Below are 17,664 nucleotides of genomic sequence, written 5' to 3' on the forward strand. Positions count from 1 at the left end.
CGTTCTCAAGGCTTAAGGGACCTCTGAGCTTGTGGCAGATTGACACAAATCCCGCTTTTTCTGTCAATTCTCATTGACACCAAATGCCTCTGGAATATGGTCAAGCCGTAGAGCCGCACGCGGCCCTCACAGAGAAAAACCTGATCCTCGAAGGAGTTACACATGGCTGACCCAAATAAGGTTTATCCGACCGGTTTGACGCTTGCTGAAGCCGAAGAGCTGCACGGCTACGTCATCAACGGCACGCGCGTGTTCGGCGCCGTTGCGCTCGTTGCGCATTTCCTTGCGTATGCTTTCACGCCTTGGCTTCACTAATAACTCTTAGCAAACTGGAGAGCTCAAAATGGCTGATACTGATGGTCAACATGGCATCTGGCTGGTCGTCCCCCCGAAGGTCGGTCTCCCGCTGCTTCTCGGCACCGTGACACTCATCGCTATCCTCGTCCACGCCGCGCTGATCGGTCACACGACCTGGTTCCCGAAGTACTGGAACGGCTCGGCTGCGAAGGTTGCGGCGATCGAAACTTCCATCGTGAAGTAAGTTCGCTTGACGCCGTCTGGCGGGTTTTGCGGCTGCCATCGAGTGGCCGCATCCACGTCAGGCGGCGTTTTCGATTTCATAGCCTGCGCAGCAGCGTCGCTTCTTCTGCACGCAGGCGCCATTGTTTACAGGCCGGGCAGAGCCATGACAGGCAGCGCGGCATTATTTTTGTCGGAAGTTCCCCTGGCCCCCGGACATGCTCGGCTACGAGTCCGAGCACGACGCCATCAACGTCTACCTCAAAAATGCCGTCGTTTGGCTTTAGAAGTGGCGGTCGGCTCAGGCAAGAGTCAAAAGGGCCTGCCAGTCGCGTTTCGCTTTTAATATCAATTGCTGCAACACGCGTGATTCACAGTTTCTCACCAACGTAATCTCGCCCTGACTAAAGAAGAACTACGTATTTTTTCTATCGTTACTTAATTGATCGAACGGCATGTTGCGCTTCGTCAGTTTATCCGCGACTTTTTGCGCCGCTCGCCCCGTTTTCTAGCTAAACCAACCTTGCGTCATAATGCCCCAAAGCCAATTACGCCTGTCAAATCCGGTTGACGCATGCGATTGTCAGCATATGCTTACACCCGAGCTGCCATAATAATACGTCCGCTCGACAGGCAGCTTGTGAGCACCCGCGTGCGGGTTCCAGCACGAAAAACCAGCAGGTCCTTTTAAGGAGGTACTATCATGGCTGATCCGGTGAAGGTTTATCCGACGGGTCTTACCTTGGCGGAAGCCGAGGAGTTGCATGGCCACGTCATCAACGGCACTCGCGTGTTCGGCGCGATTGCGGTCGTGGCGCACATCCTGGCCTACGTCTACACCCCTTGGCTCCACTAATCTCTCTCATCCACTAATTAGGAGAATTCACTATGGCTGATACTGATGGCCAAGCCGGCATCTGGCTCGTCGTCCCCCCGAAGGTTGGTCTCCCCCTCCTTCTCGGCACCGTTGCTCTGATCGCGATCCTCGTGCACGCCGCGCTGGTCGGTCACACGAGCTGGTTCCCGAAGTACTGGAACGGCGCCGCTGCGAAGACCGCTTCGATCGAAACCTCGGTCGTGCGTTAATTCGCTTCGTCTCGCCGCCCGTCCTAGCGGCTCGGATCCTTCGGGGTCTTGGGCCTGCTCTCGCACGGGTTTAGCGAGGCGGCACTTTTCGGCGTCTCCCGTCCGCGGGAGACATCGAACGGCTTGCCGGGGCGACCGGACGCCGTCGAAGCCGGAAGTTATAAGCCTGCGCGCGGCCCGCAAGGCTGCTGTCGCGCAGGCTGCCGTTGGAGACACGGCAGTTTGAGGGTAAGCAAGCCGCTCTTGCGGCAATCCAGCGCAACTTTCGCGGCCGAATGGCCAAGAGGCGGACTGGGCACGACACGGTCAGGAAAAGCGGTGCGAAGGCGAAGGGGTCGTCTTGCAGCGCTTTTGGGGCGTTTCTGAAATCAGCGCTACTTTCCGGTCGCATATTCGGCGAAGGTTTTCCCGAGGCCATAAAGGCCCCTTCAGTTGGAGTTGCTTGATCGATGACTCGTATAAGCCAGCGAGTGACGACGTTCATATTCACCCGGGGAACGCAGTTTCTGCCCTTCGCGGACGCTGCGACGCCCGAACTTCCGCTGTCCCGACTCCTGCGCCTGTCGCTGTTTCAGGTTTCGGTCGGCATGGCGCTCGTGCTTCTCGTCGGCACGCTCAATCGCGTGATGATCGTGGAACTGAACGTTCCCGCTTCGGTGGTCGCGATCATGGTGGCAATGCCGCTGTTTTTCGCGCCGTTCCGCGCCCTCATCGGGCACCGCTCCGACACGCATAAGTCAGTCCTTGGATGGCGGCGCGTGCCGTTCATATGGCAGGGCACGCTCGTGCAGTTTGGCGGCCTCGCCATCATGCCTTTCGCCATTCTGATCCTGTCCGGCCAGGGCGACATGCAGGTTCCGGCTTTCGTCGGGCATCTTGCCGCCGGCTTGGCCTTCCTGCTCGTCGGCGCGGGTCTTCACACCGTGCAAACGGTCGGACTTGCTCTTGCCACCGACCTGGCGCCGAAGGAAACGCAGCCGAAGGTCGTCGGCCTGATGTATGTCATGCTGCTGTTCGGCATGATCGTAAGCGCAATCGTCTTTGGCTATCTTCTGACCGATTTCTCGCCGGGCCGCCTGATCCAGGTCATCCAGGGCGCGGCGGTCGCGACATTGGTGTTGAACACTGTCGCGATGTGGAAGATGGAGGCGCGTCGCCCGTCCCGACTGCTGACGGAAGAGGAGCGGAACAAGAAAGACCCGACGTTCCAGGAATCCTGGGCTGTGTTCGTCAAGGGCGGTAGCGCGATCCGCCGCCTCGCCGCCGTCGGTCTGGGCACTGCGGCGTTCAGCATGCATGATGTGTTGCTGGAGCCCTATGGCGGCCAAATCCTGAATCTCTCCGTGAGTTCGACGACGAAGCTGACGGCCATGTTCGCAATCGGCGGCCTCTTGGGCTTCGCGCTCGCCTCCCGCGTGTTGAGCCGAGGCTTCGATCCCTTCCGCATGGCCTTTTATGGGGCGTTGATAGGTATTCCGGCCTTCCTCGCTGTGATCATGGCAGCTCCGGCGTCGCAGCCGTGGCTTTTCGTGGTCGGCACCTCGCTGATCGGATTCGGAGCGGGGCTCTTCGGCCACGGCACGCTGACCGCCACCATGAACCTCGCACCCAAGGATCAGACGGGCCTCGCGCTTGGAGCCTGGGGCGCGGCGCAGGCGACGGCGGCGGGTTTCGCTGTCGCAAGCGGCGGCATCATCCGCGACGTGGTCTCCGGTTGGGGAGACCAGTCCTTCGGCCCGGCGACCGGATATATCGTTGTCTACTCGCTCGAGATTGTTCTTCTCGTCGCGGCGCTGATCGCCATGATCCCGCTGCTGCGCACGAGCGCCGTCGCTCCCGTAAAGGGCGCGCCGCCCGCAAGCGACGTGCGGCACAACCCCGTAACTCTGGACGCATAAACTGCTTCCGGCGAAGCGATGCCGCTTCGCCGGAAAAACCGGATGTGCGAAATCGGGGCCTTCCGCGCATCAAGCACGCGCATTACCCTGCGGCGGCGCGCCGATCGTTCCAGGCGACCGCTGCGAGTTCGTTCCCGCCCGCTCATGAGGGAACCGGCTCGGTTCAAGCTCCCGCTGGCGGCGTCCACTTCTCGCGCATTGTGACGAGTTCTTCCGCCATCGTCGGATGCAGTGCGATTGTGTCGTCGAAGTCGGCTTTCGTCGCGCCCATCTTCACTGCTATGGCGATGGCCTGAATGATCTCCGCCGCATCCGGCCCGAGGATATGCACGCCGAGCACGCGATCCGATTCGGCATCGACGATCAGCTTCATGATCGTCCGCTCCGGTCGCCCGGCGAGCGTGTTCTTCATCGGACGGAAAGCCGACTTGTAGATGTCGACCGCGCGGAACATCTCGCGGGCCGCCTCCTCGGTGTAGCCGACCGTGCCGATTTCGGGTTGCGAGAAGACCGCCGTTGGCAGGAAAGCCAGATCCACCGGGTTCGGGTTGTTCTTGTAGACGGCCTCGATGAAGGCCATGCCGTCGCGGATCGCAACCGGCGTCAGGTTCACCCGGTCGGTCACGTCGCCCACCGCGTAGATGCTGGGCACCGAGCTTTGATAACTGTCGTTCACCATCACGCGGCCGTTCCAGCCGCATTTGACGCCGAGTTTCTGAAGCCCGAGCCCAACCGTGTTGGGACGGCGCCCCGTCGCGAACATCGTCAGATCGCAAGCGATGCGCGTGTCGCGGTTCGTCGCCACAACCAGCCCGGTGCCGGTCTTCTCGATGGCAACCGGCTCTGTGTTGCAGGTGATCGTGACGCCGTGCTGGCGCATGATCGAGGTGAGCCCCTCGCGCATGTCGTGGTCGAAGCCGCGCAGAATTTCGCCGCCGCGATAGACCAGTTCGACATCGACGCCGAGGCCGTTGAAGATCCCGGCAAACTCAACCGCAATATATCCGCCGCCGACGATCACGATCTTTTTCGGCAGTTCTTCGAGGTGAAACGCCTCGTTCGAGGTGATGGCGTGTTCGATGCCGGGGATGTCGGGCAGGAACGGATGCCCGCCCGTCGCGATCAGGATGCGTTCGGCGGTGACGGTGCGATCCTCGGCCAGAAGCCTCACGGTGTGCGGGTCCACCACTTCGGCGCGGCTGTTGAACACGGTGCCGCCCGCCGCCTCGACGCCGCCTGAATAAAGGCCGCTCAGGCGCTCTATTTCCTTGTCCTTCGCCGCCACAAGCGCTTTCCAGTCGAACCGCTTGCCCTCCACCGTCCAGCCGTAGCCGTGAGCGTCGTCGATGGCGCGGCCGAATTCGCTCGCGTAAACGAACAGCTTCTTGGGCACACAGCCACGCACCACGCAGGTGCCGCCGAATTTGTATTCCTCGGCAATGGCCGTCCGCACGCCGAGTTTCGACGCGAGGCGCGCCGAGCGAACGCCGCCCGAACCGCCGCCGATGACAAAAAGATCGTAATCGAATCGCATGAGTTTCTTTTTGGTTGCGGGCTCATGCGATGATCGCACGAGCCTCATTGATCGCCAAACGGATAGCGGCTTGCCTGCCGCCGACGTCAGATCGGCGAGCCGGTCTTGTCCAGATCGTCGAGCGAGCTTTCAAGCCCCCGCCGCGTCTCCGGCGACAGGCGATCCGCGAGCTTGTCGCGCCATTTGTCTATCAGCGCCTGCCACTCGTCTGTGACTTTCTCACCGTCGCTCTTTGCCCGCTCGCGCACCTTTGCCTTGCGGTCGAAATCGTCGAAGGATTTCTGCGCTTGAAGGATGTCGTCCTTGGTAAAGGCCGTGGCGGCGACAACCGTGTTGCCGAGGAGATCGAACCCCTTCGCAAACGACGGTGTGAGAACGAAGCGGTGCAGCGTTTCGAGATCCTCGTCCGACAGGACCGACGCGACAACCGAGGGCGCAAGCGCGAGCACAAGCGCCTTTCGCATATTGTAGGTGAATTCGAACTCGTCGAGCTGCGCCGCCAGTTTCGCGCGCTCTTCCTCGGAGACGGGAGCGGTCGGCAGATACACGTCGCGGGCAAAGCGCTTCGCGCGAGCCACCATGTCTTCCAGATGCGAGATGCGTACGAGGTCTTCGACGACCGCCTGCGCCTTGCGAACTCTCGCGGCGGAGGGCACCGAAACCGGAGTTCCGTCAAGGCCGGGGAGCCCCTTCAGGTTTTTCGCGGCATCGAGCTGTTTCGCCCAGGCCGAGAATTCCGACACGATGCGGCTGTCTTCGTAGGTGTAGCCGGTCACGAGCTTCGACGCCGCGTAGAGAACGTCGAAGCCCTTCCGCACCGCGGGAAGCTCCAGCATCGCGCGCACGTCGGCAATTTCATCGCGGCTCGCCTCGCGCGCAAGCTGCGCGGCGAAGTCCGACACGATCGCGCCGCGATTTTCCGCAAGCGCAACGTCGAGTTCCTCACCCGCCTTGCGCATATAGTCCATCGCGGTGAGAAGCTTCGCGAGTTGCGCGGTCATCTCCGGGTTCGGGTCAGGCATGCCGGGATATCCGCCCTCAATGATTTCGCGCATCATCGGGATGTAAACGTCGCGCAGCGTGCGTTGCAAATCGCCGTAGATTTCCGCCGCGTGGCTGGCCGTGAGAATATCCTCGATCAGGGCCTGCGCGAGCCGCTTCGCCTCGGGATCGACGGGCTTTGCTCCCGGCTCGGCGGGCGCGGAAGCGGACGGCGGCGATGGTTCCAGTGCAAGGGCCACGCCGCCGGTGACGGCGGCGCAGGCCAAGAAAAATGCGGGGATCATCGATCTCAAGCGCATGCAATTGCTCCTGTATCAGCCCCGCCTGGCAGAGCCTTCTTGCGGGAACCGCGAAGGCTCTGTCTTTTGTAATGCGGTTTCATCAGCGACGACGTTCGCCATCGCTGTGAAAACGCTCCAACGGCACGCGGCTCGCTCAGTCCTCGTCTTCGTCGTCCGTTGCGGCGCTATAATGGCGGACGCCGTCTGGAGCCGCGAGGAAAACGTCATCCGCGATACCGAGGAACAGCCCGTGCTCGACGACGCCCGGCACGATGTCGAGCAGATCCGCGAGCATTTCCGGGTCCGGGATGGAGCCGAAGGCGCAATCGGCGATCAGATGGCCGCCGTCCGTGCGGAACGTGTCGCCCGAGGCGGTGCGGCGAAGCGCGATGCTGCCGTGACAGCCTGCGTCTTCGGCGGCGGCCTCGATCATGGCGAGCGTGGCAGCCACGCCGAAATCCGCGATTTCCACAGGCAGCGGAAATTCGCCGAGTTGCTCCACATATTTCGACGCGTCCGCGATGATGATCACGCGGTCGGAGGCGAAGGCGACGATCTTTTCGCGCAGAAGCGCGCCGCCGCCGCCCTTCAGCAGGTTGAGCTGCGGGTCGATCTCGTCCGCGCCGTCGATGGTCAGATCGACATCGGCGATGGTGTTGAAGTCGGCGATCTTGATGCCGCGTTCCTCCGCGAAGCGCTTCGTCTGCTCCGAGGTGGCGACGCAGGTGAGATCGAGGTCTTCCGTCTTCAGCCGCTCCGCGAGGAGTTCGATGAAGGCGGAGGCCGTTGAGCCTGTACCGAGGCCGAGCACCATGCCCGGCTCGACGAATTTAAGCGCTTCGGCAGCTGCCTGGCGCTTCAGAGTTTGAATGTCGGTCAATCCGAAAGTCCCCCAAGATACATGTATTTGAGTTCGAGAAATTCCTCGACGCCGTGGCGTGAGCCTTCGCGGCCGAGGCCAGATTCCTTGACGCCGCCGAAAGGCGCGACTTCTGTCGAGATAATGCCTTCGTTGACGCCGACAATGCCGAATTCGAGGCGTTCCGTCACGCGCCATACGCGCGCAACGTCGCGAGAATAGAAATATGCCGCAAGGCCGTAGGGCGTACCGTTGGCAAATGCGATGGCTTCATCCTCGGTCTTGAAGTGGAACAGCGGCGCGACCGGGCCAAAGGTTTCTTCCGTGGCCACACGCATGTCGGGCGTGGCGTCCGTCAGTACTGTCGGCTCGAAGAAGGTGCGGCCGAGCGCGTGCTGCTTGCCGCCGACGAGAATTTTTGCGCCTTTGGCGAGCGCGTCCGCGACGTGGTCTTCCACCTTTTTCAAGCCGGCTTCGTTGATGAGCGGGCCTTGTTCGACGCCCGCCTGCAAGCCATCGCCAACCTTGAGCGCAGCCACGCGTGCGGCGAGCTTCGCGGCGAAGGCATCATAGACGCCGTCTTGCACGAGAATGCGATTCGCGCACACGCAGGTCTGGCCCATGTTGCGGAATTTGGAGATGACCGCGCCTTCCACAGCCTTGTCGATATCCGCGTCGTCGAACACGATAAAGGGCGCGTTGCCGCCGAGTTCGAGCGAAACCTTCTTCACAGTGTCCGCCGATTGGCGCATCAGGAGCTTGCCGACGCGTGTCGAGCCGGTGAAGGTGATCGCGCGCACGAGCGGGTTTGCCGTCAGTTCAGCGCCGATAGCTTCTGCATCGCCGGTCACAATATTGATGACGCCGGGCGGAAAGCCTGCCTGCTCGGCAAGCGCGCCAAGCGCCAGCGCCGTCATCGGCGTATCGGGCGCGGGCTTAACGACCACCGTGCAACCCACCGCGAGCGCGGGCGCAACCTTGCGTGTGATCATCGCGAAGGGGAAATTCCAGGGCGTGATCGCGCCGACCACGCCGATGGGCTGCTTCATCACGATGACGCGGCCGCCCTTGCGCGGTGAGGGGACGGTTTCGCCATAGATGCGCTTGGCTTCTTCCGCGAAAAACTCGACGAAAGCGGCGCCATAGGCCACTTCGCCGCGAGATTCCGCCAGCGGCTTGCCCATTTCGACCGTCATGAGGCGCGCAAGAGATTCCGCGTGCGCGACCTGCAAATTGTGCCAGCGCTTGAGGATGGCCGCGCGCTCCTTGGCGAGCAGTCCGCTCCAGGCGGGAAAAGCCTTGTGCGCCGCATTGATGGCGTCGCGGGTTTCCGCACGCCCGAAATTCGGCACACGCGCAAGGAAAGCTCCGGTTGCGGGATTGACGACCGGCAGGGCAGGCTCGCCAACCCATTCGCCGCCGATCAGACAGCGATCACGGAGCAGCGACTTGAAGATCTGGTCCATGACACTCCAAATTAGCCGATCTGACATAATGCCGCGCCGCTCTTGACACTACAAGCGCACCAAATCGGCATCTGTTCCCCAAAAGCAACAAACTTTTAACAAATCCACTTCAATCTCAGGATGCATTTGATCTTGTTTGCAACCGATCATAAATGTGGGCCAGCAGCCTTGCGAGCGTCGCAGGCAAGGAACGACGGAGCCCCCCAATGACGAGCGTCTTATCACCGGTCCTGTCAGAAAGCACTCCCAATTCTCAAGCCAAGGCCGCCGAAGACGCGGATATCGCATTTCTTTCTCAGCAGGATAGCCGTGAATACCTCGCCGACATGCTAAGGGAACTTAGCGTGATCGCTGGCCACGCCGAACTCAATCGGGCGCGCGATCTGATCGAGGCGGCTCTGGCCGAGATAGAGCCACAGGAATCCTAGAGCGGGTGCAGTCGCGGCGAGCGTGGCCGCAGTGGCGTGACGAGGGTCACATGATGGACGCTCGGATCATTCGATGGCGCCGCGTCGGGCCGCCCAATCTACATCCCCGTGCCGCAAATCAGACGCGGCACGGGGATGTAGGTTTCTGTTGTCGATCAGCTTCTCTGCGTCAAATCGAGTCCGATTAAACGCAGGCTGATCTAGGTCGACGCCCGCTCGGAAGTTAGGCAATTCGATGCTGGCCATTCCCGGCCAGCATCGTGATTACGCAGGAACGAGTCCCGGTCGGATGCCCGTGAACTAGATCTTCTTGTTGAGTTCCGTCTGGATGTCGATCGTCACCTCGTCGGAGACGAACGGCGCGGCTTGCGAGACGCCAAAGTCCGTGCGCTTGATCGCCGTTGTGGCGCCGATGCCGAGCGTCGGCTTCTTCGACATCGGATGCATGCCGTCGAAATTGAGCGTGACATCGAGAACCACCGGCTTCGTCACGCCCTTGATCGTCAGGTTACCCGCGACCTTACCGGTTTTCTCGCCGGTGCGCTCGAACTTGGTGCTCTTGAAGGTCGCCTCGGGGAAAGCCTTGGCGTCGAAAAGCTTGTCGCCTTTCATGTGATCGTTGAAAACAGGGACGAGCGTCTCGATGCTGTCGGTCTTGAAGGTGATGGCGACCTTGCTGTTCTCCGGCTTGGCCGCGTCGTAAAGAACTTCACCTTCGTAGTTCTTGAATTGCGCACATTGGCGGCTGATGCCGAGATGATTCCAGCAGAAGCGGACGGCGGTGTGGCCGGGATCAAACGAGTAGGCCACAGGCTCTGCGGAAGCGATAGTGGTGGCCGCGAGAAATGCGGGAAGGGAAGCAATGACAATCCTGCGTAGCGACATGCCGAGTCTCCATCTTGTTAACCTTATGAGGCTCACAACAGGCGGGCTTCGCGGCCAACAGATGGCAACTTGTCGGCGAGTTCGTGATTTAATGTATCTTATTTTTCATGTTGACTGGTCGACCAGGAACGGGTTTCCCTGCCCGCAGTCTTTGCGCGATATCTCCTCTTGCCGTTCCCGCTAGCGTCAAGACATCGCCTTGTGGTCCGTCGCGGCGGCGAGTTGATCCGGAGATGCGTTCGACTTAATCAGGTCGCGCATTTTGCACGCGTCTACGTCCCAAAATTCCGCCGCCGTGATTTCGACGCAGAGCAGCGCGATGCGCGCATCCTCCGGTCCCTCGGGAAACCATCGCTGTGCCTGGCCGGTCCACAGTTCGCGGATCCTGGCCTCGTCGCGGGACGTGCGCGCAACGCCTGAAACAGAGACGAAAATCTGGTTCGCGGGGTCGCTGTAGCTGACATTCACCTGGCAATCCTTCCGGATCTCATCAACCTTTGGCGAGTCCCGGCCAGTAAAGAACCATAAACATCCATCTTCGGCGCGCTGCGTCGCCATCGGCCTCGCCCGCAAATGGCCGCTTTCGTCGGCTGTCGTGAGCATGCCGACCTCAATGGCGTCTATCATTGCGGTGAGTTTCGCGAACCCTTGCTGATGCGTATCCATCCTGTCTCTCCTTCCGCTTCGGCGGGCCGCGAGAGGGAACGTCGTGTCGTGTCCCGCTTTCTGCGCGCGCCTTCTGGAATCTCAACAAGATGATCCGTCGCCCGTTCCGATGCGCCCTATCTGGCGTTCGCCTTAAGCTGTGCATCAATGCAGCCACGGTCCTATGCGGCATGCCTCGCGAAAGATAAAAGTTTCATAAAACAATCATCGCGTTTTTCGTGTGAGTAGGTCGAATCGATGGATGACAAGGCGTTTCACAATTTCTGGGAGCGAATGCTCCTTTCCACTCTTTACTCGCTTGGCATCCTGGGGCTTGTCGGCTTTTCGGTCTGGCTGGCGTGGAGTTCGCTAACCGACAAGGGGAGTGCGAAGCCCGCGACTGCCACTGCGGCCACTCCGACCTACGCGGCGACGTCCGACGGCGGCACACTGGATCGCGATGCCGTAAAGGATAATTTTCGCCGCCTCCTGTTTTCCGGCGTAAAGCCATGCGCTGTCAGAAACAAGAAAATCTCCGACATCTCGGAGTGCAGCGTGTTCGGTATCAAACTCAACGACAGTTTTGCGTCCGTAAAGCGAACGGTCGACGGTTCGGGTTTCTTCGCGGAGCCCGCGGCACTGCATGAAACGTGCCGCAACGGGCGGAAGCAATGCACGCAACGACTGTTTCTTGACAACGGCAATTTCACGCTCAGTGTCGAATTCGAGCCCGAGGACGTGAATCCGCAGGACCATATGACGGCCTCGAAGATCACCGCGATCCTGTCGCCCAAAGACAATCCCTACGCGACTGCCCAGAGCCTGAGACCGGCTTTCCTGACACTCTTCGGAAGACCCGACAGGTCGGAGAAGGGGACGGACTACTGGGGCAATTCCTCCGCGGATACGATCCGGCTTTACGGTCACGAGGAGAGAATCTGGGTTATCCTTGAGAAGCCCGCAAAGGGAGGATAGGCACGCTGTAGAGCGGAAAACCCGAAGCGAACCGCCTGCGGCGCGAGATCGTGGCCGCGACGGCGCGGAAAAAGCTCAGTTCGCGCGCAACCAAGACCCCCGTTGCTTTCAGCCTCGCAACCGCTCGAGCGCCACGTCCAGCAAGGCGGGATCGCCGCAAGCGATACAGCGCCCCGCCGCCTGCGCCTCGCCGCCGTCCCATGTCTTAACGGCACCGCCTGCCTTCTCAACGATGGGGATAAGCGCAACGATGTCGAAGGGCTTCAGGCACGCCTCTGCCACGATGTCGATCTGGCCGAGCGCCAGCATACCGTAGGCATAGCAATCTCCGCCGAAGCGGCGCATGCGCACGGAAGCGGCAAGCCGATCGAACTGCGTTGCGTCCTCACCCTCGAACATGTCCGGCGTCGTTGCCGTCAGCAAGGCGTCGCCGAGGCTCGCGCATGTCCTTGTCTTGCAGCGCCTGAGTCCGTTCGGCCCGCGGTACCACGCGGCCTGCTCGTCGCTCCAGAAACGCTCGCCGATGAAAGGCTGATCCATGACGCCAAGGACCGGCTTGCCCTGATAGAGAACGCCGATCAACGTGCCCCAGATCGGCAGGCCGATGATATAGGATCGCGTGCCGTCGATGGGATCGAGGCTCCAGACATAGTCTGCGCCCTCGTTTACCGGCTCGAATTCCTCACCGGCGATGCCGTGATCCGGGAAATCGCGGCGCAGAATGGCGCGCATCGCCTCTTCCGCGCCCCTGTCGGCAACGGTTACGGGATCGAAAGACGCGCCGCCCTTGTGATCGGCATTTGTTCCGATGCGAAAGTGGGACAGAGTGACGCTACTCGCCGCATTGGCGAGCCTGTGTGCTGTTTCAAGCAGCGAATCAAAAGCAACCGGCACGTCGGACACTCCCCGTTTTGTCGACATACTGCGTGAGATGGTACGCAACTTGGCAGATATTTCGCACAGGCGGCAAGGGCGGACAGTTTGTTGCGAAAACGAGCATTGCGGCCCACATCACAACTGTCTCTTGTGTTTTGTGCGTTGCAATGCAATATTACTGCGGTGCGATATGCGTTCATTACGCGTGTCGCTGCCCTCCTTGGGCGTTTCCTCCCTAGACTTGGGGCCGTTCAATTATCTTGAATGGCCTCTTTTTTTGCCTGGTCCAAACCGGATTTCGCGAAAGCCGAACAGCATCCTCTCCGAGAAACCTTCCGCACACGCTCTCATTCAGCGGCGACCTTATAACCTCCGCTCCAGCGCGGCAACTCCTGCACGAGCGTGGCCACGAGGTGCGACATGTCGCGCTGGAGGCTCGTGAAGGCGGGCGTCTTCTCGAAATTCTCCTCATTCATGTAAATGCTGCGGTCGACCTCGATCTGAAGTGCGTGGATGCCCTGCTGCGGTTTGCCGAAATGCTCGGTGATGTAGCCGCCCGCGTAGGGCTTGTTGAGGCCGACGCGATAGCCGAGCCCTTTCAGAAGGGCCATGACGAGGCGCGTGATTTCAGGCGCGCAGGACGCGCCGAAACGATCCCCCAGCACAAAATCCGGCCAGCCGCCGCGCTCGGCCTGCTGCGACGGCATCGAATGGCAGTCGAAAAGGAACGCCGCGCCGAAGCGCGCACGCGACGATTTCAGCAGGGTGCCAAGCGCCTCATGATAAGGCTTGTAGAGTTTTTCGATCCGCACGAACGCCGTGTCGAGCGCGAGCGGCCCCGGATAGATCTCCTCTTTCTCATTCACGATGCGGGCAATGGTGCCTAGCCCGCCGATGGCGCGCAGCGACTGGCTGTTGACGAAATCGGGCAACCGCCCGTTGAAAAGCAGGGGATCGAGTTCGTAAGGCTCGCGGTTGATATCCACATAAGCGCGCGGGAAATGCGCATGCATCAACACGGCGCCATGTGCCGGGGCGGCCTGAAGCAACTGATCGACATAGGCGTCCTCGGACTTTCGCAGAGCCTGCGCGGAAAGCCTCGACGCGGAGAGGAAGACGGAGGGATAAACCCTTCCGCTATGGGGCGAATTGAACACGATCGGAACGCGCTGGCTTTGCGCACCGAGGATCGTGAAAGGCGGATCGAGTTCCGCCGCGATACACAGGGCTTCGTCTTGCGGCATTAAAACCGTTTGCGAGGGCCAGGGCCGGATCGGATTGCTTCGCTTAACTGTCTCAAAAACGCCGACCGAACGCAATTGCGATCTGGCTTTCGCGGCACAACTTCCGGGCGAAGCGCCAGTTCGCCGCTGGAATTGTGGGAGGAACGCCGACAATGACCGATTCATCGCGCGCCGCTCCGGCTCTCGTCCTTTTCCGCCGCGACCTGCGCCTCGCCGATCACTCCGCCCTCACCGCCGCCGCCGAGACGGGCGCGCCGGTTATCCCGGTCTACGTTCTGGACGACGAAACGCCGGGGCGCTGGCGTCTGGGCGGCGCAAGCCGCTGGTGGCTTCATCAGTCGCTCACATCGCTTGCGTCGGACCTCGAAGCGCTTGGCTCGCGGCTGGTGCTTCGGCGCGGGCATACGGAGCGCGCCTTGCTGCATCTGATCGAGGAAACCGGCGCACGCTCGGTGTTCTTCACGCGCGGCTACGAACCGTTCCAGCGCGCACTCGAAGAGCGGCTGACGGCCACGCTCGAAGCGCGCGGCGTTTCGCTGCGGCGGTTCGGCGGGCAAATTCTCGTCGAGCCGGAAAGCCTCGCGAACCTCGCGGGCGAGCCGTTCCGCGTTTTTACGCCATTTTTCCGGGCACTATCCCAGCGCGGCGTCCCTTCGACGCCGTTGCCAGCGCCGCGAAAACTCGCCGCGCCAGACCGCTGGCCGCGCTCGGATGCGCTGGAAAGCTGGTGCCTCGAACCGACGAAACCCGACTGGGCGGGCGGCATCCGCGCCGCATGGCAGCCCGGCGAAACGGCAGCGCGCGAACGCCTCGCTCACTTCATCGAAACCGCACTCGCATCGTATCGCTCGCGGCGCGACGAACCCGGCGTCGATGGCACGTCGCGGCTGTCGCCTCATCTGGCGTTCGGCGAAATCGGCCCGCGCCAGATCTGGCAGGCGGTGCAGGCGGCGGAAGCGGCGGGCGATCAAGCTGCGGCCGACGCCTATCTGCGCGAGGTCGGCTGGCGCGAATTCTCGTATCACCTGCTGTTCCATTTCCCGCATTTGCCCGAAGCGCCGTTCCGCCCCGAGTTCGCGGCGTTCCCATGGCGCGACGACGACAGCGCGCTCGAAGCGTGGCGGCGCGGGCGGACGGGCTACCCGATCGTGGACGCGGGCATGCGCCAGCTCTGGCAAACGGGGTGGATGCACAATCGCGTGCGGATGATCGTCGCCTCGTTCCTCATCAAGCACTTGCTGTTGCCGTGGCAGATCGGCGCGGACTGGTTCCGGGATACGCTCGTCGACGCCGATCTCGCGAACAACGCCGCAAGCTGGCAGTGGGTGGCGGGGTCCGGCGCGGACGCGGCGCCCTATTTCCGCATCTTCAATCCCGTTCTACAGGGCGAGAAATTCGACGCGCGCGGCGATTATGTGCGCATATTCGTGCCGGAACTCGCCAAACTTTCCGCATCGCTCATCCACAAGCCATGGACGGCGAGCGCGGTGGCCCTGCGCCGGTACGGCGTCACGCTCGGCGAAAGCTATCCGCATCCTGTCGTGGATCACGCGGCGGCGCGGGCAAGGGCACTTGCCGCATTCGCAACCGTGAAGAAATAGCGAGGCGGACGGCTAGCAGGCGCGGAACTTGCCGGGCTCTCGTCCGTTTGCTGAATGACATTCCAGCTTGAAGGAGCACCAAAATGCGGAATTTCATTATCGGCGCGCTTGTCGTCGCGCTCGTCGCGATCGCGGCGTTCTATATCTACGATCAGAATACGGTCAGCGTCGAGAAGCCGTCCCTCCCTGACGTTAGCGTCAACTAACCTTCGGCCAGCGCAAGAACGCGTGAACTGCGCCGGAGCCCGCTGGCGCGCACTTTTTCTCACAGCCTCCCAATCCCCATATGAGCGGGACAGAAAGAGGTGGCGATGTTTCCTTTCAGCAAGAAAACCCAAATGCCGGACGCCGCGACCGCACTTCCCGGCCGCGACGCGCCAATTCCAACCACCGATACCAATATCGTGAACGGCGCCGCGCTGAAGCCGCCCTATCCCGAAGGCAGCGAAGTCGCGATTTTCGGGCTGGGCTGCTTCTGGGGCGCGGAGCGCCGCTTCTGGCAGATCCCCGGCGTGATCGTGACAGCCGTGGGCTATGCGGGCGGCTTGACGCCGAACCCAACCTATGAGGAAGTCTGCTCCGGCCGCACGGGCCACACCGAGGCTGTGCTTGTGGTGTTCGATCCGAAGAAGGTCAGCTATGGCGAGTTGCTGAAAGCGTTCTGGGAATCGCACAACCCCACGCAGGGAATGCGGCAGGGAAACGACGTCGGTACCCAATACCGCTCGGCGATCTACACAACGAATGACGAGCAAGAGCGCGAAGCGCTTGCGTCGAAGGAGGCTTACCAGAAGGCGCTGTCCGCGAAGGGCCATGGCGCGATCACGACTGAAATCGCGCCCGCAGGCGAATTCTACTTTGCCGAGGGCTATCATCAGCAATATCTCGCGAAAAACCCCGGCGGCTATTGCGGCCTTGGCGGAACCGGCGTTTCTTGTCCCGTCGGCATTGGCGAAAGCTCGCCTGCCTGAAACCGGCCTTGTGGATGGACGGTGACGGACTTATAAGTCCCCCGATCTAAAATGCGCTTTTGTTCGCCCGCTCTGTAAGCGGGCGTTCTTTTGTCTCGGGGCGCGCCCGCATCGCCCTCGATCCCACGCGAGCAGACCATGTCCCTCATGACCTATCTTTTCATCGCGCTCGGCGGAGCCATTGGCAGCGTTGCGCGCGCGGCTGTCTCGGACGCCATGGTCCGCCTCACCGGACCGTTTTTCCCGTGGGGCACCATACTCATCAACATCACGGGCTCATTCATCATCGGGCTTTTCGCAGCGCTCTCGGTGGCGGGCAGCCGCTACGGACTCCACGGCGACGCGCGCGCGTTCGTGATGATCGGCATGTGCGGCGGCTACACAACCTTCTCTTCGTTCAGCCTGCAAACCTTCGATCTCCTTCGCGACGGCAAGCCGTGGACGGCGCTGGCGAATGTCGGCATTTCGGTCGTGATGTGCCTTGCGGCGGTTGCGCTCGGCTACATCCTGGCGGCGGCGGTCGTGGCCGACACGCGACCCTGATCCGCGGCTTTTGCGGACTCTCGCGGATATGTCGAGCCGCCCCGCCGTCTCCCCGATCATATCAGTCGAGCAGCGGCGGAGCGCGATGCGCCCGTTTTGGGTGCGGCCGGGCGCAACGCAGCTCTGATTGAAAGTGGAGCAGTCCGCCAGCGGACCTGTCGCCGCATGCCGCCGGCTTCGGCAGCAGACTCTTTCCTCCAATTGAAAAGTCTCCGTTCGCCGTTCGTTGGCGCTGATGCGCGAATTGCCCGATCCCGCGCACCGCTCATGCTATTTTCGCGACCAAACAAGCTTTCGCGAGGTCGCGTCATGAACATTTTCGAAGCCATCACCGCCGCTCTGCATCAGGCTGGCCAGCATGGTCAGCAGCAGCCGCCCGTGCAGCGCCAGTCCGCGCCGCAGCCGCAGGCAAATCAGGCGGGTTCGGGCCCGGCCATTCCGATGTCCTTGCAGGACATTCTCAATCAGGCGGGCTTCGGCAATCTGACGGTGATCGTCGACAAGCTCAGCAAGGGCGGCCTTGAAGAACATGTGAAGTCCTGGCTCGGTCAGGGCGACAACCTGCCGGTGGAGAAAGAAGACCTGCGCCACGCGCTCGGCGATCAGGATTTGCAGCGCTTCGCTCAGAAGATCGGCATTCCGCCCGAAAAAATCCTCGACATCCTTCAGAAGCATTTGCCCGAGACCGTGGACAAGGCCAGCCCGAGCGGCCAGATCGTTCACCCCTACGGGCAGACGCACTAGGAAGTGTGGACATTTATCGGATCCACAAGATGGTTGCTGCGAGAGCGATCATGGAGCGGTAGTTTCGGGCGGTTTTTTCATATCTCGTAGCGATGCGTCGAAACTGT

At 61.5% G+C, this 17,664-nt stretch carries 20 protein-coding genes and 1 pseudogene; 12 read left to right on the forward strand and 9 right to left on the reverse strand.

All coding sequences use genetic code 11. From position 1 onward, the window contains the following. The first annotated feature begins 162 nt into the window (after positions 1–162). The 5 genes from pufB (KKP04_RS09925) (at position 163) to KKP04_RS09945 (ending at position 3,503) form a co-directional block, all read left to right on the forward strand. Positions 163–315 carry a light-harvesting antenna LH1, beta subunit gene (gene pufB, locus KKP04_RS09925; RefSeq protein ID WP_127077868.1) on the forward strand — a complete coding sequence of 51 codons (153 nt, stop codon included), beginning with the start codon at positions 163–165 and terminating at the stop codon, positions 313–315. 28 nt (positions 316–343) lie between these two features. Further along, positions 344–541 (forward strand): light-harvesting protein, encoded by a 198-nt coding sequence (locus KKP04_RS09930; RefSeq protein ID WP_215030220.1) that lies wholly within the window; start codon positions 344–346, stop codon positions 539–541. Positions 542–1,219: 678 nt separating this feature from the next. Further along, positions 1,220–1,375, forward strand: coding sequence for a light-harvesting antenna LH1, beta subunit (pufB, locus tag KKP04_RS09935; RefSeq protein WP_215030283.1), 156 nt, complete (start codon positions 1,220–1,222; stop codon positions 1,373–1,375). Between the two features lie 32 nt (positions 1,376–1,407). After that, entirely contained in the window at positions 1,408–1,605 is a 198-nt protein-coding gene (locus KKP04_RS09940) for a light-harvesting protein (protein ID WP_215030222.1), read from the forward strand. Positions 1,606–2,054: 449 nt separating this feature from the next. Further along, positions 2,055–3,503 carry a PucC family protein gene (locus KKP04_RS09945; RefSeq protein WP_215030224.1) on the forward strand — a complete coding sequence of 483 codons (1,449 nt, stop codon included), beginning with the start codon at positions 2,055–2,057 and terminating at the stop codon, positions 3,501–3,503. 163 nt (positions 3,504–3,666) lie between these two features. Here KKP04_RS09945 and gor read toward each other — a convergent pair whose 3' ends face one another. The 4 genes from gor to KKP04_RS09965 form a co-directional block, all read right to left on the reverse strand. Beyond that, on the reverse strand, positions 3,667–5,037 hold the full coding sequence (gor, locus tag KKP04_RS09950; protein WP_251134019.1) for a glutathione-disulfide reductase: 1,371 nt from the start codon (positions 5,035–5,037) through the stop codon (positions 3,667–3,669). 86 nt (positions 5,038–5,123) lie between these two features. Then, on the reverse strand, positions 5,124–6,338 hold the full coding sequence (locus KKP04_RS09955; protein WP_215030229.1) for a hypothetical protein: 1,215 nt from the start codon (positions 6,336–6,338) through the stop codon (positions 5,124–5,126). 136 nt (positions 6,339–6,474) lie between these two features. Beyond that, complete coding sequence (gene rpiA / locus KKP04_RS09960) at positions 6,475–7,200, reverse strand: ribose-5-phosphate isomerase RpiA (RefSeq protein WP_215030232.1); 726 nt, start codon at positions 7,198–7,200, stop codon at positions 6,475–6,477. Further along, the gene (locus KKP04_RS09965; RefSeq protein ID WP_215030235.1) at positions 7,197–8,645 is read right to left on the reverse strand and encodes an NAD-dependent succinate-semialdehyde dehydrogenase; all 1,449 of its coding nucleotides are present in this window, start codon (positions 8,643–8,645) and stop codon (positions 7,197–7,199) included. Before KKP04_RS09965 ends, rpiA begins: the two co-directional genes overlap by 4 nt. Positions 8,646–8,851: 206 nt before the next feature. Here KKP04_RS09965 and KKP04_RS09970 point away from each other — a divergent pair, with 206 nt between their 5' ends. Further along, positions 8,852–9,073 carry a hypothetical protein gene (locus tag KKP04_RS09970; protein WP_215030238.1) on the forward strand — a complete coding sequence of 74 codons (222 nt, stop codon included), beginning with the start codon at positions 8,852–8,854 and terminating at the stop codon, positions 9,071–9,073. 300 nt (positions 9,074–9,373) lie between these two features. Here the strand turns inward: KKP04_RS09970 and KKP04_RS09975 are convergent, their stop codons facing one another. Both KKP04_RS09975 and KKP04_RS09980 read right to left on the reverse strand, forming a co-directional pair. Further along, complete coding sequence (locus KKP04_RS09975; protein WP_215030240.1) at positions 9,374–9,958, reverse strand: YceI family protein; 585 nt, start codon at positions 9,956–9,958, stop codon at positions 9,374–9,376. Between the two features lie 186 nt (positions 9,959–10,144). Continuing rightward, on the reverse strand, positions 10,145–10,624 hold the full coding sequence (locus KKP04_RS09980; protein WP_215030243.1) for a pyridoxamine 5'-phosphate oxidase family protein: 480 nt from the start codon (positions 10,622–10,624) through the stop codon (positions 10,145–10,147). Positions 10,625–10,861: 237 nt separating this feature from the next. On the opposite strand from KKP04_RS09980, the gene KKP04_RS09985 reads away from it, so the two are divergent. After that, positions 10,862–11,578 carry a hypothetical protein gene (locus KKP04_RS09985; RefSeq protein WP_215030247.1) on the forward strand — a complete coding sequence of 239 codons (717 nt, stop codon included), beginning with the start codon at positions 10,862–10,864 and terminating at the stop codon, positions 11,576–11,578. Positions 11,579–11,686: 108 nt separating this feature from the next. On the opposite strand, the gene hisN is transcribed toward KKP04_RS09985, so the two are convergent. Both hisN and KKP04_RS09995 read right to left on the reverse strand, forming a co-directional pair. Continuing rightward, entirely contained in the window at positions 11,687–12,472 is a 786-nt protein-coding gene (hisN, locus tag KKP04_RS09990) for a histidinol-phosphatase (RefSeq protein ID WP_215030250.1), read from the reverse strand. 329 nt (positions 12,473–12,801) lie between these two features. Further along, positions 12,802–13,698, reverse strand: coding sequence for an N-formylglutamate amidohydrolase (locus KKP04_RS09995; protein WP_215030253.1), 897 nt, complete (start codon positions 13,696–13,698; stop codon positions 12,802–12,804). A 152-nt stretch (positions 13,699–13,850) separates the two neighbouring features. Here KKP04_RS09995 and KKP04_RS10000 point away from each other — a divergent pair, with 152 nt between their 5' ends. From KKP04_RS10000 to KKP04_RS10015, 5 genes are all read left to right on the forward strand, one after another. Then, positions 13,851–15,299 (forward strand): deoxyribodipyrimidine photo-lyase, encoded by a 1,449-nt coding sequence (locus KKP04_RS10000; RefSeq protein WP_215030256.1) that lies wholly within the window; start codon positions 13,851–13,853, stop codon positions 15,297–15,299. 83 nt (positions 15,300–15,382) lie between these two features. Next, positions 15,383–15,505 carry a hypothetical protein gene (locus KKP04_RS15745; RefSeq protein WP_256437983.1) on the forward strand — a complete coding sequence of 41 codons (123 nt, stop codon included), beginning with the start codon at positions 15,383–15,385 and terminating at the stop codon, positions 15,503–15,505. Positions 15,506–15,610: 105 nt separating this feature from the next. Next, complete coding sequence (gene msrA, locus KKP04_RS10005; RefSeq protein ID WP_215030259.1) at positions 15,611–16,270, forward strand: peptide-methionine (S)-S-oxide reductase MsrA; 660 nt, start codon at positions 15,611–15,613, stop codon at positions 16,268–16,270. A 138-nt stretch (positions 16,271–16,408) separates the two neighbouring features. Continuing rightward, positions 16,409–16,813 carry a fluoride efflux transporter CrcB gene (crcB, locus tag KKP04_RS10010; protein ID WP_215030261.1) on the forward strand — a complete coding sequence of 135 codons (405 nt, stop codon included), beginning with the start codon at positions 16,409–16,411 and terminating at the stop codon, positions 16,811–16,813. A gap of 309 nt (positions 16,814–17,122) precedes the next feature. After that, entirely contained in the window at positions 17,123–17,557 is a 435-nt protein-coding gene (locus KKP04_RS10015; protein ID WP_215030264.1) for a YidB family protein, read from the forward strand. Between the two features lie 13 nt (positions 17,558–17,570). Here the strand turns inward: KKP04_RS10015 and KKP04_RS10020 are convergent. Further along, positions 17,571–17,664, reverse strand: a pseudogene (locus KKP04_RS10020) (IS5/IS1182 family transposase); the annotation flags it as partial.

This window comes from Rhodomicrobium sp. Az07 (assembly GCF_018619475.1).
Classification (GTDB): domain Bacteria; phylum Pseudomonadota; class Alphaproteobacteria; order Rhizobiales; family Rhodomicrobiaceae; genus Rhodomicrobium.

Coding starts and splice junctions, on each gene's coding strand:
- KKP04_RS09995 (WP_215030253.1), bottom strand. CDS start 13,698: ATGCCGCAAGACGAAGCCCTGTGTATCGCGGCGGAACTCGATCCGCCT.
- KKP04_RS09965 (WP_215030235.1), bottom strand. CDS start 8,645: ATGGACCAGATCTTCAAGTCGCTGCTCCGTGATCGCTGTCTGATCGGC.
- msrA (WP_215030259.1), top strand. CDS start 15,611: ATGTTTCCTTTCAGCAAGAAAACCCAAATGCCGGACGCCGCGACCGCA.
- KKP04_RS09980 (WP_215030243.1), bottom strand. CDS start 10,624: ATGGATACGCATCAGCAAGGGTTCGCGAAACTCACCGCAATGATAGAC.
- KKP04_RS10000 (WP_215030256.1), top strand. CDS start 13,851: ATGACCGATTCATCGCGCGCCGCTCCGGCTCTCGTCCTTTTCCGCCGC.
- KKP04_RS09945 (WP_215030224.1), top strand. CDS start 2,055: ATGACTCGTATAAGCCAGCGAGTGACGACGTTCATATTCACCCGGGGA.
- KKP04_RS09955 (WP_215030229.1), bottom strand. CDS start 6,338: ATGCGCTTGAGATCGATGATCCCCGCATTTTTCTTGGCCTGCGCCGCC.
- gor (WP_251134019.1), bottom strand. CDS start 5,037: ATGCGATTCGATTACGATCTTTTTGTCATCGGCGGCGGTTCGGGCGGC.
- KKP04_RS09975 (WP_215030240.1), bottom strand. CDS start 9,958: ATGTCGCTACGCAGGATTGTCATTGCTTCCCTTCCCGCATTTCTCGCG.
- KKP04_RS10015 (WP_215030264.1), top strand. CDS start 17,123: ATGAACATTTTCGAAGCCATCACCGCCGCTCTGCATCAGGCTGGCCAG.
- KKP04_RS09970 (WP_215030238.1), top strand. CDS start 8,852: ATGACGAGCGTCTTATCACCGGTCCTGTCAGAAAGCACTCCCAATTCT.
- pufB (WP_127077868.1), top strand. CDS start 163: ATGGCTGACCCAAATAAGGTTTATCCGACCGGTTTGACGCTTGCTGAA.
- KKP04_RS09940 (WP_215030222.1), top strand. CDS start 1,408: ATGGCTGATACTGATGGCCAAGCCGGCATCTGGCTCGTCGTCCCCCCG.
- KKP04_RS15745 (WP_256437983.1), top strand. CDS start 15,383: ATGCGGAATTTCATTATCGGCGCGCTTGTCGTCGCGCTCGTCGCGATC.
- crcB (WP_215030261.1), top strand. CDS start 16,409: ATGTCCCTCATGACCTATCTTTTCATCGCGCTCGGCGGAGCCATTGGC.
- KKP04_RS09985 (WP_215030247.1), top strand. CDS start 10,862: ATGGATGACAAGGCGTTTCACAATTTCTGGGAGCGAATGCTCCTTTCC.
- KKP04_RS09930 (WP_215030220.1), top strand. CDS start 344: ATGGCTGATACTGATGGTCAACATGGCATCTGGCTGGTCGTCCCCCCG.